At 36.8% G+C, this 14946-nt stretch carries 22 protein-coding genes; 20 read left to right on the top strand and 2 right to left on the bottom strand.

What is annotated here, in order from left to right; genetic code table 11:
• From RCH13_RS02645 to RCH13_RS02670, 6 genes are read left to right on the top strand one after another with little or no spacing between them, the layout of a single operon-like run.
• On the top strand, nucleotides 1–1059 hold the full coding sequence (locus tag RCH13_RS02645) for a Vgb family protein (protein ID WP_326985655.1): 1059 nt from the start codon (nucleotides 1–3) through the stop codon (nucleotides 1057–1059).
• 3 nt (nucleotides 1060–1062) lie between these two features.
• Entirely contained in the window at nucleotides 1063–1428 is a 366-nt protein-coding gene (locus RCH13_RS02650) for a hypothetical protein (RefSeq protein WP_326985656.1), read from the top strand.
• Nucleotides 1425–1874: a hypothetical protein gene (locus RCH13_RS02655; protein ID WP_326985657.1), complete on the top strand. Its 450-nt coding sequence runs from the start codon at nucleotides 1425–1427 to the stop codon at nucleotides 1872–1874. Before RCH13_RS02650 ends, RCH13_RS02655 begins: the two co-directional genes overlap by 4 nt.
• Before the next feature lie 4 nt (nucleotides 1875–1878).
• Nucleotides 1879–2211 (top strand): hypothetical protein, encoded by a 333-nt coding sequence (locus tag RCH13_RS02660; RefSeq protein WP_326985658.1) that lies wholly within the window; start codon nucleotides 1879–1881, stop codon nucleotides 2209–2211.
• Nucleotides 2208–3011: a hypothetical protein gene (locus tag RCH13_RS02665; RefSeq protein ID WP_326985659.1), complete on the top strand. Its 804-nt coding sequence runs from the start codon at nucleotides 2208–2210 to the stop codon at nucleotides 3009–3011. Before RCH13_RS02660 ends, RCH13_RS02665 begins: the two co-directional genes overlap by 4 nt.
• 32 nt (nucleotides 3012–3043) lie before the next feature.
• Nucleotides 3044–3607, top strand: a complete 564-nt coding sequence (locus tag RCH13_RS02670) for an N-acetylmuramoyl-L-alanine amidase (protein WP_326985660.1) — start codon at nucleotides 3044–3046, stop codon at nucleotides 3605–3607.
• 268 nt (nucleotides 3608–3875) lie between these two features.
• On the opposite strand, the gene RCH13_RS02675 is transcribed toward RCH13_RS02670, so the two are convergent.
• Both RCH13_RS02675 and RCH13_RS02680 read right to left on the bottom strand, forming a co-directional pair.
• Nucleotides 3876–4148: a hypothetical protein gene (locus RCH13_RS02675; RefSeq protein WP_326985661.1), complete on the bottom strand. Its 273-nt coding sequence runs from the start codon at nucleotides 4146–4148 to the stop codon at nucleotides 3876–3878.
• Between the two features lie 94 nt (nucleotides 4149–4242).
• Nucleotides 4243–4446, bottom strand: a complete 204-nt coding sequence (locus tag RCH13_RS02680) for a hypothetical protein (protein WP_326985662.1) — start codon at nucleotides 4444–4446, stop codon at nucleotides 4243–4245.
• Nucleotides 4447–4560: 114 nt separating this feature from the next.
• Between RCH13_RS02680 and RCH13_RS02685 the strand changes: the two genes are divergently transcribed.
• From RCH13_RS02685 to RCH13_RS02750, 14 genes are all read left to right on the top strand, one after another.
• Entirely contained in the window at nucleotides 4561–5430 is an 870-nt protein-coding gene (locus tag RCH13_RS02685; protein ID WP_326985663.1) for a S49 family peptidase, read from the top strand.
• A gap of 21 nt (nucleotides 5431–5451) precedes the next feature.
• Nucleotides 5452–7623 carry a hypothetical protein gene (locus RCH13_RS02690; RefSeq protein WP_326985664.1) on the top strand — a complete coding sequence of 724 codons (2172 nt, stop codon included), beginning with the start codon at nucleotides 5452–5454 and terminating at the stop codon, nucleotides 7621–7623.
• Between the two features lie 61 nt (nucleotides 7624–7684).
• Nucleotides 7685–8512: a hypothetical protein gene (locus tag RCH13_RS02695; protein ID WP_326985665.1), complete on the top strand. Its 828-nt coding sequence runs from the start codon at nucleotides 7685–7687 to the stop codon at nucleotides 8510–8512.
• A 111-nt stretch (nucleotides 8513–8623) separates the two neighbouring features.
• Nucleotides 8624–8905 (top strand): hypothetical protein, encoded by a 282-nt coding sequence (locus RCH13_RS02700; protein ID WP_326985666.1) that lies wholly within the window; start codon nucleotides 8624–8626, stop codon nucleotides 8903–8905.
• Nucleotides 8902–10284 (top strand): hypothetical protein, encoded by a 1383-nt coding sequence (locus RCH13_RS02705; RefSeq protein WP_326985667.1) that lies wholly within the window; start codon nucleotides 8902–8904, stop codon nucleotides 10282–10284. The genes RCH13_RS02700 and RCH13_RS02705 overlap by 4 nt, the downstream gene beginning before the upstream one ends.
• 1 nt (nucleotide 10285) lies before the next feature.
• A complete protein-coding gene (locus RCH13_RS02710) occupies nucleotides 10286–11212 on the top strand; it encodes a DUF6712 family protein (RefSeq protein ID WP_326985668.1) in 927 nt (308 codons plus the stop codon).
• 55 nt (nucleotides 11213–11267) lie between these two features.
• Nucleotides 11268–12158, top strand: coding sequence for a hypothetical protein (locus RCH13_RS02715; RefSeq protein WP_326985669.1), 891 nt, complete (start codon nucleotides 11268–11270; stop codon nucleotides 12156–12158).
• Entirely contained in the window at nucleotides 12151–12606 is a 456-nt protein-coding gene (locus RCH13_RS02720; protein ID WP_326985670.1) for a hypothetical protein, read from the top strand. The genes RCH13_RS02715 and RCH13_RS02720 overlap by 8 nt, the downstream gene beginning before the upstream one ends.
• An 11-nt stretch (nucleotides 12607–12617) precedes the next feature.
• Nucleotides 12618–12770, top strand: a complete 153-nt coding sequence (locus tag RCH13_RS02725) for a hypothetical protein (RefSeq protein ID WP_326985671.1) — start codon at nucleotides 12618–12620, stop codon at nucleotides 12768–12770.
• A gap of 12 nt (nucleotides 12771–12782) precedes the next feature.
• Nucleotides 12783–13169 carry a hypothetical protein gene (locus tag RCH13_RS02730; RefSeq protein WP_326985672.1) on the top strand — a complete coding sequence of 129 codons (387 nt, stop codon included), beginning with the start codon at nucleotides 12783–12785 and terminating at the stop codon, nucleotides 13167–13169.
• A gap of 40 nt (nucleotides 13170–13209) precedes the next feature.
• The gene (locus RCH13_RS02735) at nucleotides 13210–13404 is read left to right on the top strand and encodes a hypothetical protein (protein ID WP_326985673.1); all 195 of its coding nucleotides are present in this window, start codon (nucleotides 13210–13212) and stop codon (nucleotides 13402–13404) included.
• A gap of 75 nt (nucleotides 13405–13479) precedes the next feature.
• A complete protein-coding gene (locus tag RCH13_RS02740; protein WP_326985674.1) occupies nucleotides 13480–13863 on the top strand; it encodes a hypothetical protein in 384 nt (127 codons plus the stop codon).
• Between the two features lie 6 nt (nucleotides 13864–13869).
• Nucleotides 13870–14100: a type II toxin-antitoxin system HicA family toxin gene (locus RCH13_RS02745; RefSeq protein ID WP_326985675.1), complete on the top strand. Its 231-nt coding sequence runs from the start codon at nucleotides 13870–13872 to the stop codon at nucleotides 14098–14100.
• A 160-nt stretch (nucleotides 14101–14260) separates the two neighbouring features.
• On the top strand, nucleotides 14261–14893 hold the full coding sequence (locus RCH13_RS02750) for a hypothetical protein (protein ID WP_326985676.1): 633 nt from the start codon (nucleotides 14261–14263) through the stop codon (nucleotides 14891–14893).
• Nucleotides 14894–14946: the final 53 nt, after the last annotated feature.

The raw sequence follows: 14946 nt of genomic DNA on the forward strand, positions 1-14946 counted from the left end.
ATGTTTAATCCACAAGTGTTTTTTGAAGCGGGAAGACAAAAAATTTCAAAGTTAATTGGTAGTACTTATTCCGGCAATTATAAATGGACTTCTGGTGTTTTAGCACCAAATGGCAAAATATATTTTACGCCTTATGCCGCCACTCAAATTTTAGAATTAAATCCTACAACAGGAACAACTGCATTAATTGGTAGTGTTTATCCGGGTACTGAAAAATGGTTTGGTGGTGTTTTAGCACCAAATGGTAAAATATATTTTACACCAGCGAATGCTTCACAAATTTTAGAATTAAATCCAATAACAGGAAAAACTGCACTAATTGGTAGCATTTATTCAGGTGTTTATAAATGGCAGGGTGGTGTTTTAGCCCCAAATGGTAAAATATATTTTACGCCAGCAAGTGCAGCACAAATTTTAGAATTAAATCCTACAACAGGTACAACTGCATTAATTGGTACTGTTTATTCGGGCACTTCAAAATGGGTGGGCGGAGTTTTAGCACCAAATGGCAAAATATATTTTACGCCTTATGCCGCCACTCAAATTTTAGAATTAAATCCTACAACAGGAACAACTGCATTAATTGGTAGTGTTTATTCAGCTACTGCAAAATGGTTTGGTGGTGTTTTAGCACGAAATGGTAAAATATATTTTACACCAATAAATGCTACACAAATTTTAGAATTAAATCCAATAACAGGAACAACTGTATTAATTGGTAGTGTTTATTCGGATACTGAAAAATGGGCGTGCTGTATTTTATCCTCAAATGGTAAAATATACTTTACACCATTAAACGCCACTCAAATTTTAGAATTAAATCCTACAACAGGAACAACTGCATTAATTGGTAGTATTTATTCAGGTGTTTATAAATGGGAAGGTGGTGTTTTAGCACCAAATGGTAAAATATATTTTGCTCCTTTTAATTATAGTTCAAGAATTTTAGAATTAACGCCAAATAATTATACACCCATTCCAACTGATGATTTTATTCTACCAAATGATTTATCAATGTTATCTGATTCAAACTATAATATGTATTACAATAAATTTTAAGAAATGCTAAAATTCAAATCAAAAAGAAAAATAGAAAGGTTCGATGAATATAACCGTGTTCTCGGTGATTTCACAATGCGAATGATTATTAATGAACTTTGTATTACGAAAGATACAATAACCCCTTCTGGATTCTATTATTATATCAATGATGAAGGTGAAACAATAACAGTTGCACCTATAAAAAATTCATCTTTCAGCAGACAACAAGTTACAGCAATTGAAGCGCAATTATCATCCTTCACAACTAATCATATTTTTGATGTAATTGATAAAAGAGCGGTTGAGTTTACGTTTCTGAAGTGGCAGATAGAAAATGGAAGCAGTTTTGGGTTACTCGCCAATGAATGGGAAACAGATTTAGAATGAAAGCATTCAAACTTTGGCTCCTCGCAATATTCTTAGTTACGGTCGTAAACATCGTGAACAGAACTTTATTTAAAAGATCGATCAAACACCTTTCTAAAAAAGAACGCAACGAAAAAATGGCAGGTTATGACCGTAGAGAAGCCATGGCTTTAGATGCTTTCGCAGGTAGAGATTACGCCACATTTTGGAACGCTTATTTGAAAACTGAAAACGGTTATAAGTTTGGAGTTTTAGATGAAATGATAAGTTCCGCAGCTGGCAAAAATGAAGCCGATGGTACACTTTCCGACAAAGGAACCGGTAAACTCTCCCGCTTTTTCTTCGGGAAAAGATTGGTCAATATTTTAAATAAGCTTGATGCTGACCACTGTAAAAATGCGATCGACTTAACAAAAGGAACTTGGGTGAACACCCGAAAAAATGAAGGACTTTTAAAATACCTTTAGAAAAATGGAGAATAAAAAACCCGATTTAACGAATTACAAAAACATTTTCAATTACGTGGTTTACGGACTTGCGGGAATTGTCTCTATTCTTTATTTAAAAAGTAATTCCAAAGAAAATCAAGTCGTTGATACAATCAATACCGCCTTAGAAAAGTGTGAGGAAGAAAATAAGGAGTACCGCGCGGATAACCGCCAATTAATCCAAAACGCCTATAATTTGAAGCAAAGCAACTTAAAAAAAGATACCATCATCATGAACGCAGACAGCCTTTCTGCAGAAAAATTGAAAAATAAAGTTCAACCGTTTCTCAACAAAATTAAAAAATACACAAAATGAAAAAGAATATTACAATCATAGGATTAATTATTGTCGTCGCAGTTTTGTCATATCTCTTATTGTTCCCAAAAAAACAAGCTACAACGCCACTGCAACGCTCGGAAACTAACTATATTCCGCCCGAAATTTTTTCAGCAGCAGACAGCACCGATTTAGCAATTAAAGAGAATAAAGGAACTGAAATCGTACTGCCGGAAACAGAAAAATATTATAACGAAAATGTGCAGCCTGCGCTTGAAAAAGCCGCAGTTTCCGTAGAAAATATGAGTAAGATTTCAGCCGTCGCAAGTGGGCAGGTTCCAGTAGCTTCAATTACACTTCCGGATAACTCAACCATTCGGATTTCTAAAGCTGAAAAGATCAGATTTAAAGACAAATACACAGATATTGTAATCGAGCGCGACAGTGCAGGAACCATTCTTCCCGCGAAATATGAAATTAACACCGATCTGTATGCTGGAAGTGGTGGCAGAAAAACTAATTTTTTTTGGCAAAAAGAAGCGCCCGTGGATATTTTCAAATTTTCTAACCCATACATCAAGATCACCAATGTAGAGAATTTAAAAAAAACATTGATACCTGCAAAATCAATTTTTAAGCTGCAGGCGAACGGTCAAATTCAAGTTGGATTTAATAATCAAAACAACAATCAAATAAGCGCCGGATTAAACGCTATTTTCAATGGTGGCGGTTTTATATCGCCCTATCTCGGCGGTGGAAAGTTATGGGATTTTGCAGGCGAAAGCAACACCTATGGAGTTGTAGGCGCGAATATTAATATTTTAAACGTTAAAAAATAAATTGTAAATCCAAATTTTAAAAGTAAAAAATCATGATACAAATACCTTTCAAACAATTTATTTCTGCAGGTCATAATAATGCAGATTCAGGAGCGGTTGCCCATGGAAATAAGGAAGCTGATGTTACCAAGTTAATTCGGGATTCAATTGCTCGAAATTCCAGAAGTTCAGAAATTATTTTGGATAAAGATTGGGAAAACAACCGTCAATACCAATCCCGAATTAAACCAGGGAATGGAAGTGTAGTTTTTGATATACACTTGAATGCAGCTGCGAAAAATACCACCTCCGGAATTGAAGCTTTCATCAATAAAAAAGATTTCGCAAACTCAAATTCCCTAAGTTGGAAAATGGCAAATCGCTTTTTAAAGGAATATTCCACAATATTAGGAATTCCGAATCGGGGCGTAAAAGGAGAAAACAGTTCTCAGCATTCCAGAATTGGTATTCTAAATTTAGGAGCAGGAATTTCCGTTTTACTCGAAGTAGATTTTATCACTTCTACCACAGCTGTAGGGAATATTATTTCTAAAAAAGACCAGCTCGGAAAAGTAGGAGCAAAAATTCTGCAAGACTTTGATGATATGATAAAATAAAAATATTCTGATTTACTAACCCTAAAAAAATGAGATGTTTTTCGATGTCTCCGACAGCAATGTCGGGGACATTTTTTATTTTAAAAATCTAATAGCAACTAGTTCCATGTAAATTGATCTGAAGAATTTAGAAAACCAATTTTCCTTCTTGTCGAAATATTCCCCGCAAGCTTCACAATAGCATGGATATCCTTCAAAATAATGACCATGCTTTGGAGCGCATTTTTTACAGTATTCAGCCATTTTTATTTCAAAGGTACATCTAAAATCATTTTCCATTTCCAACCTGGCAAAATGGTTTCGCCTTGCTGCAAATTAAATGCGTGAAATAAGACTTCACCTGTGTTTTCTCATCCGTAAATATTTCACTTTCCCATTTGATCCATAAATCCCAAGAATCCCACTTACGGATTCCAATCTGATACGGATTAAACTCGCATTTCACTTCAAAATGCTGTTTCCTTTCATCTCCTTCGAATATCACAATAATTGTCTGATCACTGAGCTCCGGACTTTCTTTAATGATGGCTCTTAATTTCATTTTTCAAAAGTGATACAAAATTGAGCAATGAAAAAATAATTATTGATATAATTTGTAACAACATTTTAAAAACTCTCAATCGAGCAAAAGTTTTTTAGAAAATAAAAAATTCTCTTTTAAATCTTCTATCCTGAGATATTAAAACATTAGATTTAATTAAAAGTGCAATTGCCTGGTCAACAATGTGGTCAGGAGTATCAAACATTTTCTTTATGTCATCATAGCTCAACATAATTTCGTTTTCGGAGGTTGATATGTTATTTTTTAAATAGTCTAAAAGGTCGGTTGTATTTTCCATTTTTTAAAATATGTTTTATCTAATATAACTTATTTAAATTTAAATACTTCGGGTTTTTTTGCGTCACAACTTTATTATCACTGGTAAAACATCTTTGCATCAAGATTTTTACAGATGAACACTAATACTCTCGTTTTTGACCTGATGCGAAGCAAATGGTTAATCAACACCGATAACGTTGCTGAATATGAAAAATTGGCAAACCGATTTATCACAGGCGACTACAAAGGCGAAACCATCGACCGCGAAGCTTTCAAAGCTTCTTATATGGCAGCAACTACTGGCGGAGTTGGTGGAATGAAGCAAGACGAAAAAAAAGTAATCGGTTATCTTCAAATGGTTGGTCCTATGACGACTTATGGAGGAATGTGTTCCTACGGTGCAGATGATTATTTACAGGCGCTTCGGTATATGAACAACTCGGAAAAAATTTCCGCAATTGTTCTCGAAGTTGATGGTCCAGGTGGAGCGGTTCCCGCAATCAACGCTTTCAAAGAATTTCAAGGAGAAAAGAAAAAACCCATCGTGGTTTTATGCAATGATCTTTGTTCCCTTCATTACTGGATGTCCTGTCTGGTTGCAGATCACATCATGGCAAAAGGAGATATTTCTCCGTGTATTGGTTCTATTGGCGCAACCTGCATTTTGGTTGATTCCCGCGAAGCCATGAAAAAAGAAGGTTACTCAATTAAAATCATCAATGCTCCAGGTTCTGAATTAAAAAATAAAGCAATGGCAGATTTCTATGCGGGAAAAGATGAAGAGTTTGTCTCCCGGTTAGAATCGGAACTGAAACCAATTCGGGATGCTTTTGCAAACGATGTGAAAGAAAGCAGACCAAATATTAGCGATGATAAAAGAATATTCGGTGCAGATACATTTTCTGCTACCGAAGCTTTAAAACTCGGTCTGATAGACAGTATCGGAAACGAGAAAAAAGCCTTTGAATTAGCTCAGGCTTTAGCAGAATTAAACGAAAATTAATAACCATAAATTCTAATTACCATGTTGAAAGAAAAGTTTCAATTAGTGATCGCAGTGGCACTTTCCGCACTGGGATTAAAAGAACTCCCAAAAGGAGCAGATGGAAAGTTGGCGTTAGATGCTGAGCAGGAAAAAATCTTGCAGGCAACTTACACCGGCACACATTACGAAGCGTTCGTAAAGGCTGCCAATGATATTTTAGCCGAAGAGCAAGGTTTAACCGCTGCTGCAGATGCTGAAAAAATTAAAGCAAACGCGCTTTTAGCTTCTGTGCTGAAAGGAAACGCAGGTGGTGAAGAAGGTGGTCCGCCTTCAGTTCCTGCAACTCCAACCGCTGTTGCACAAAAAGTGGTAGACGTTGTTCAGCAACAAGCTGCAACCATCGATGCTTTAATGAAAGCTCCAGAAGACAAACCTTCTGCCGTGAATGCAAACAGACTTGGATTAGTTGGTTTGGCTTTGGTCGCCTCATTCTCGACTTCAACGCATTTATTTGGTACCAATCCTGAAGCTTCAAACAAAATCTTTGCTTTTGAAGGGAGAAACTGGAATCAAAGAGCCGCAGGAAAATCTGCTGCTACAACAGATTTCTCTGATGTTTCTACGGTAACTCGGTTAAATCAGGACTTAAAAGATTATCAGAATCAAAATCCTACATTTCTTCGTGATCTGTATGTGGACAAATACGGTTTACCCGAATTCTGGCCAAAAAGAGTTGGTGTTTTAGATCGAGTTACTGATGGTGTAATGGATATCGGTAGTGTTACCCAAGCTAGAAAGCCAGATTGGACTCCAGGTTTCGAAATGTTTTTGCAAGCAGAAACAAGAAGAATCTATAGAATTCAGATCGATTTGGAATTTAGCGGATACCAACTACAGGAATTTGAGAATTCTTGGTTAAACACTATTTTCAATTTTGACGGATCCACTCCTTACAAACACACGTTCATTGCTTATTTGATTTCTAAAATCGATGAAAAAGCAAGACAGGAAGACCGTGAAGGTGCAGTCAATGGAATTTTCGCGCCGAATATCAAGGGAATAAAAATGAAAGGGCATTACTTGAATGCTCAGTCTGGAATCAGACATCAGTTATTCATGTTCCGTGATGTTTTGAAAACAATTGCTCCATACATTTCCAAAGTTGGGAAATTCAGTTCTGCGAATGCTTATGATTATGTGAAAGGTCTTGTGGAATCTTTACCGAATGGTATCAAAAAACGTCCGAATCAGTATTTATACATTTCTCCATCGAATCTTGTTAAAGTTCGCGATGCTTATCACGAAATTAATAAACTCAATAATAATTACAACGGAAGCATGTTGAATTATATTGATGGATACCCAAATATTCAATTCTACGGATTGGAAGATTTGGAAGGTTCAAATTTAATGTTCGTTACCGATAAAGACAATATCGAGATCATGGAATACAGACCAGCTGAGAAGTCCAAATATGAAATCGAAGAATTGAAAAGAGATAGTTTCATCTTCGCAGATTACCGATTTGGTGTTGGTTTCGTATTCTCAGGATTCGATTTACCTAGCAATGACTACAAAGGTATTGCACAATTCATCTGGATTAATGATGAACCAATTTTCCCAGCAACTGTTTCAGTTCCATTATTTGGAGCTCCAATGAGTGCAACCGTGAATATTAATTACAACAGATTGCATGTGCATCCTGAACTGGTTGCAGATGTTACCAAGTTGCAAGGACTTCCTGCAGGAACGATCGTAGAGATCATCGGTGATAAATTGATGACGAACACTAACAAGATCCTGAAAAAAACAGGAACAAACGGTGGAAATCTTGATCTGACTGCAGACTTTGCCCCGAAAACCATGTACAAGTTGATCATGGCGATTCAGCCAGATGGATTGTACAAAGAATTGGCAAGAGTAACTGACTTCCCGAACAATACGGTTGCAACAGTAACCTTTGATGAATTGGTTATTGATTTGGCAGACGGACAGACTCAGAAATATGAAGGTGCAGCTGGAACAGTAACTTCCATCATCGGTGGAAATGAAAGTACAGAATTAACCATTTATGGTTCAGAAAGTGCCTTGACGATTGCTTCTGTAACAGAAAAAATCGTAATGACTTCCAGCGCTGTTCTGGATTCAGACGTGAAATTTGTAACCTTGAAAAACTTCGGTGGCGTTTGGTACGACATCGCAAGAGGATAGATTTTATTGGGCTTCGATTTTTCCCGAAGCCCTTTTTACAATAATTTTAAAAATTTAAAATATGTATCAATTTAGAAAAGTTGACAGACCTGCTTCTGGAGCAGGCGCGCCAAACGTAGGGAGCAGATTCGCTTACCTCGCCTGGACGCAAGATTTGGTTTCCTTTCCGGATACCGATGATAATAACGTTTTGCTGACTGGTCAACCGGTTTTCAAAGACGGTAAAGGATTAGTTCCAATTTATATTACCACATCATCCAGAGAGTTTTCTTATGAAACGATCGGTGATCAGGATGCCAGAAGTTTTAAAGTGAAATTCATGGGAACTCACCCGGGAACAGAACTGGAAGCTTTGGAATATGCCAGAAATATGACGGACGAAGAATTTATCATTTTTATTCCGGGTTGTCAATCCACAGATCCTGTGAAGGTTTTGGGCAGACCTTGTGAACCTTTGATCTTTAAATCAAGTCACAAAGGTGGAAAAGACGGAAGTAAATTCGAATTTATATTCGAACAGGAAGTTGGTGGAAAAAATACCTACATGGTTTATTACGGCCCTCTTGTTTTGCAGGATACTGTTTATGCGGTTGTAGATTTCACTACGGCTTTAACTGCACTTTCTCCAGTTCAAAAAGTGGCAACAACTGCAACGACTCAGCCTTTAGATATTACTTCTTTGGTGGGAATTACCACCAAGCAAGTTACTTTTATTGGTCAGGAAGCTGATCCGGTAAAAGCAGGAACTATTTCCGAAGATACCACCGGACCAATCATGATCCTGTTGATTGGCGGATTGCAGTGGAAAGCGCTTCAAGGCTCAACAATTACTTTCGAAGTTTTTGTAAGCGGAAGCATCACGGTACTGATCGAAAGATGGAGAACCTAGTTTAGTTTTTTTCATAGTTTTATTGAGATTCCGTTGCCTTTGCTGGTAACGGAATTTTTTGTGGCTTTTTGCGTCACAACTTTAAGCGGTCGCACCTTCTATTTTCGCACTATGGAAAACACGGTAACGCCTCTTAAAGGCATGCAGATCTTGCGGGAACTTTCCGCACAGAATATTCCTTCTACCATTAAATTCATTTCCTTGAACGATACAGATAAAGTTTCAAAGGGAATTGTAGAAGAAAAGAATATCATCCTTATGCAAGGTTACCGCCGGAACCAAAGTAAAAAAGCAGACATCCTCGCAAGTTTTATGAGAATGGGTACCGAAGAAAACCGACAGTTTTATTGGCCGCTTCTCTGCGAACTCAACGGTAGAAAAATAAAACCATGAATATAGGCTTCAACACTACTTCCAAGGAAGAATTAACCATAGAGAAAAGCGCAAAAGGCGGGATTGTTTCCACGCCTTCTACATGTTTTTCTTTCTCCGTAGAAGATCCGGGATTTGATCCGCGACAAGATGGACCGGTAGAACATTTCGGGTGGGGACAAAGTATGCAGCTCATCGAAGGTATTGAACTCCTTCCCTACGGATTGCGAAATGATATTCCCCAATTATTGCGGGAAACGGTTTACAACAATCCCAATATTCCGGGGATCATGGAAAAGAAACAGCAGTTGCTTTGGGGTCAAGGTCCGCAATTGTACAAAGATGCTTTGATCGATGGCAAGCCGGGTAGAGAATGGACGTATGATACGGACGTTCAAAACTGGTTAGAATCCTTTGATTATAAAAATTACCTACACAAAATTATGGTAGATCATTCTTTCATGCAAGGTGCTTTTCATGAAGTCATCAACGCTAAGTCGGGACGAATGGGTGTGAACAGAATTCACAGTCTGGAACATCTGAACCCACTTTGGACGAGATTAGGCCGAAAAGAAAATTCGGGAAAACCAACGCACGCTTTTGTTTCAGATTCTCACCTAGTATTTTCTCCAGGTGGTTATGATTTATATCCGCTGTTTGATTCCAAGGATCCTTTCAAAAAAGGTCGGTCGGTTCATTATGCGCGCCAATATACATTTGCTACTGATTTTTATGCGATTCCTACTATTTACGGAGCTCTGGAATGGATCCGTCGTTCCTCTGCAATTCCGATGATCTTAAAGGCACTTTCCAAATTCTCTATGAATGCCAAATATCACGTGACTTCTCCGGCTGCGTTCTGGGATTTGAAGCGGAAAGAAATGCAGGAAGATTGTCAGGCAAAAGATATTCCCTATTCTGAAACCATGCTCGATGATTACGAAAGATTATTGTTTAGAAGCATTATCGAAACATTATCAGGCGAAGGAAACGCCGGAAAGATTTGGCATACCAAAGATATCTTCGCGCCCGATGGTCAAAATTTGACAACATTAGGTTGGAAGATTACGGCGATCGAACAGAATATTAAAGAATTCGTGGAAACTCAAATTTCCATTGCCAACAAATCTGACTCTGCGGTTTCTTCTGCAGTTGGAATTCATAAATCTTTGGCGGGAATTTCGGGCGATGGAAAAGCCGATTCCGGTTCTGAACAATTGTACGCTTATTTGATGTACAAATTAACTGGCGTAGCAATCCCTGAAATGATTGTAATGGATGCTGTGAATCATGGATTAAGAATCAATTTTCCAGAAAAGAAATTGAAGTTAGGATCGTATCATGGTGAAGCGCAAAAGCAAGAAGATCAAACGAGCAAAGACCGAATTAAAAACCAATAACATGAAGATTTTATTCTCAAAAGACAGTGCAGAATCCGGGGAACTTCTAGAGGTTACAGGTTTCGTAGATGCAGATATTAAAGTGGACAGAGTTTGGCCGTATTTGCGAACTGCTTCCCGCGATATTTTTAATATTATCGGGAAGGTGAATTATGAATTGTGTGAAGCCATTCAAGAAGATTCCAGTGCACCAACTGAAGAAACCCAAGAGTTATATGAATTGGTTCGTTATGCCATTGCTTTAGATGCTTTCCGGAAATATATTCCGCTAAATGATCTGGCTTTTACCAATGAAGGCAGATTATTGCGAAGAGATGAACATACAGCTTCGGCTTTTGCGTGGCAAATTGATAATTCTAATCAAGCCATGGAACGCAGATATTACGAGTCCGTAGATGAAATCATCAACTTTATTATGGATTCCGAAGACTTGGAACCTTCGGATTATATGACGCAGTTTTCGGGGCTTTATGTGCCGAATTTGAAAATGTTCCAAAAATTTGTAAACATCAACGATTCTCATTTATTGTATTTCAAACTCGCGCCAAGTTTACGCCTGTGCGAACAGCGGGAAATCATCAATCGCATGGGAAATAAATTTGCGGATTATAGACTCCCTATCAAAAAAGACGATTACATTACGAACCTAATCCAGAACTGTTGCGTGTATTTTGCAATGGCAGATGGAATTCAGAAATTCTCTGTGCAATTATTCCCGGAAGGTTTAATGAGCGCAAAAGGTTCTGAAAGACAGGATAAAAAAGCGGGTTCTGGTTACGATAAAGAAAGTACTTCCCTCTTTTACCGCAATGAATTGGCGGGATTGCTGAAAAATTTAGAAATAGAAATGAAAAAACTAGAGCCGGTTTACACGAGCAAACCGCAGATTAATTTTTCTAAAGACGATGGCTTTGTTTCGACTTCTTAAATAATTGGTTTAGATTTAAACTAATTGGTTTAAATTTGATAAAACTTATGACAATATGCACTCCCTAGAAATCCCCGAAATCAGCAAACGCTTCTGGATTCCTGAAAACCTTGGCGAATGTGACAAACGCCAATATCTGGATGCTGCCAAACTGGTGCTCATGTTCCAAATGGGTGATATTACCAAAGAAGAATTTAGAATTTTACTGCTGTATTCTCTCATGAATATGGAATTTAAAAAGAGCGATCTAGAAAACATCCAGGATGAAAAGTGGGAAAATATTTTTATCGCTTCAGAAGTTCTTAATTCTTTCTTCACTATTGATGAAGCGGGACAAATGCACTTGGTGCAGGATTACATTCACAATCCTGTGAAAACGGTTCCTTATAAACTCAGCAAATTCAAAGGTCCAAAAGATTCTTTCCAGGGAATTACGTATGGACAATTAGAAGACGGCGTTGGCGAACTGAATAACTTCATCAAGTATGGCGAAATTGAAAGCCTCGTAAAATTGTTTGCTATATTTTATCTCAAGAACGGAGAGAAATATTCTAAAATTAACCTGGAGAAAAGAATCAAATTCTTTGATCAACTCGATATCCGCTACGTTTACGGATTTTATCTGCTCTTCGTTTCCTTTTTTAATTATCTCACCAAAGAATGTATCATCGTTCTGGATGGCAAAGAACTGGATCTCCGCATCCTGTTCAGTGCAAAAGAGGAAGAAACTACAGAAATTAATCCCGATGAACCAGAAAGTCTGGGAATGCGCGCAACTTCTTTTCAATTGGCAGAAAGTGGCGTTTTCGGTACGTTGCCGGAACTTAGGGAATCAGATGCCATGATGGTTTTGGTAAGAATGTATGATCTGGTTCTGCGCAACCGCAAAGAAGACCAGGAAAGAACAAAACAGGAAGAATCTCAAAAAACAGAATCCCATGATTAGTCCCACGATTTTAAAAGAAAACATCCTCGAAGCTACTTCAAATATTCCCGCAATCAAGCGGAAAGAAGTTTTGGTGACCGATGATGAAATGGTAGAACTTCTTGGTGATCACAAAGATTCCCAGAATATTCTATTGATAGCGGTTCTGCCCTCTTATGGTGGTTTTGGGCAAGAAGATGAAGCGGGAATGATTTCCTACATGCAATTCTTTCTCCTGGAAAAAGTGGATTATAAGAAATTTAAAAATCGTGATGAATACATTGCGGTTTTTGACAGAACCTTAGCAGCTGCCAAACTTTTCCTGACTGAAATGTTTGGTTTAGAATTATTGAACTGTTCCCTAGAACAATTACAATATGATTTCCGGATCCGTCCGATCTCCCGGAAAGCCAGTTGCAATGGTTACGAAATACAGATCGATTCCAAAGCTTATTCCGATAACTATTAAAACTCAAAATTATGTTTGCACTTGTTGTTATTTTCTTCTGTTTTTTCATCGTTATTTTCGGAATGAGCGGTTGGCTTTATTTGGATCACAAAAGGAACAAAGAAGGCATGGAAAATTATTTTAAAAATAAATACGGTGGTTTCAATTCTCCAAGAAACTCCTAAAATTCCCCAATAATGGATTTACTTGCCGACAGAAAAGCCGAAGATTCCCCGATTTTCAAAGCGCACATGGAACGAGTGCTGAAGGAACACGCCCGAAAAATGAATCAAAAACAAATGCAGGGTTACGCCACATTTAAGGATCCCTCTTTCCGTGGCAGAAGTTATTCCACAGATGGCGATTCTCTCACTTACACTCAAGCTGCACTCTACCGTTTTGTAGATATGAAGAAACTGCGCTATCCAGGATCCGCCACACAGTACAAGCGGAAACGCGTCTACGATTTCCATAACAGAATAATTATGGGGCATTACAACGGAATTATGAAGGATCTCATTTACGGCGCAGCGGAAGATGTTCGCGCAGATCTCTTGTCTAAAATCGATAATACGATTATTTAAAAAAGTAGGTTAAAACAAACTTTTTGCGTATCTTTATAGAATGGAATATATATATCAATACCTAGAATTGATCAATCTAAAAGCTTTCTGCGAAAGATTTGATTTAAATTATGAATTTACGCGTCAGGTTTTGCAGGGAAAAAGAACCTTGACCGATAAGTTTAAGGATATTTTGGTAGGACATCTGAAAACATATCATACTTCTCAACAGAATCTATTCAAAAAATTAAATTAATCTATTAATATTCTGTAATGTATTACGGTGGATTTTATTACATTTGTACTATAATTTTGATTATCATTCCTATTTATGCTTAATTTACAGGTATCTGCTGATTTAGGTTTTCACAATGGCAAGTATCAAGTTGATCTTTCTTTAGTGGAATTTGAAGAAGAAAATGTAACTATAATTTACTCACCCGCATTAGATTTAAGCGGTTACGGGTACGATCATGTAGAGGCCAAAGACTCATTCTCGGCTGCTTTACATGAATTTTTTAGATATACAAATAATAAAAAGACTTTAGATCGGGTATTGAAGGAATTAGGTTGGGATATCAAAGGCTCGAAAAAGAAGCCAAAATTTAATCCACCCAAAGATTCAGATTTAGTTGCAAATAATCCTATGTACAACGAAATTGTAAATCATAAGACTTACAAGGTTTCGCGGGAAGAAATAGAATTTGCATATTAAATTTTTATGTCAGCGCAACATTTAAGAAATGTACCTTTAAAACTTTACCAAGATTTTTTAAAATCAAAAGGTTGCAGTTGCAACAGGCAAAAAGGCGGACATGAACATTGGTCTCGAGCAGATCTTCTGAGGCCAATTACGGTACAAACCCACGTTGATCCGGTACCGGAATTTATAATTAAAAATGGTCTAAAACAGTTAGGTTTAACCAAAAAAGATTTTACAGATTGGATATAAATTATTTGAACGAATATTTCAAAATAATTTACTCGAAAATATAGTTTAAAATTAAACTGTTTAGTTTACATTTGTGCTTTCAAAATAACACAAATGATGGAGAATAATTAAACCGCCCAGAAATGAGCGGTTTTTTTTATATTTGGGTAAATAATTTACTATGAAAAAACTATTTATTCTTGCTCTAAGTGGTTCATTGATTTATTCTTGCGAAAAATCCAAACCAACGTATCAACTGAAAACAGATATAAACCCGGCTACAGATCCTCACGGACTTACAGTAAAAGAAAAAGAAATTTTGAATCAGCATCAAATTCCAATTTCTAATATTGAAGATGAAGTTAAAAATGCGTATCTCATTTTAAAATCCGACAAATATTATATTGATACTGAAATATTAAGGTTTTCTGGTTTATCCAAAAAAGCCAAGGGGAATAAGCAAGAATTTCGTATAATCAAAACTCGAGATAGTTTAATAAAAAATGAAGCTAAAATTGCAGAGAAAAAACTCCGTGACTTTGAAATACAATCCGCAAAAGAATCATCGGGAGCTCGAAAAAAATATGGTGAAGATTTTAGAAATAAATTGTTAGATAACGGATTAAATATTAGAGTTTCAGTCTCGGGAAAAGAAAATAAAAAAATAAAACTAACATATGTTTTATTTGATGAAGTATGGTTTAGAAAATTTGAAAATGAAGGATATTTCGATCAAATCCACGATCAAGGATTTACTCATATTGAACTAACAGATGGCTATGATTATGGGCAATATATGAAATATGAAAAATGATTTTAAACTTTCTCTTGCACAATTCAAAAGTATTACGCTACTTTGCAGAAGCA

Origin of the sequence: Chryseobacterium sp. MP_3.2 (assembly GCF_035984805.1) — a bacterium.
Classification (GTDB): domain Bacteria; phylum Bacteroidota; class Bacteroidia; order Flavobacteriales; family Weeksellaceae; genus Kaistella.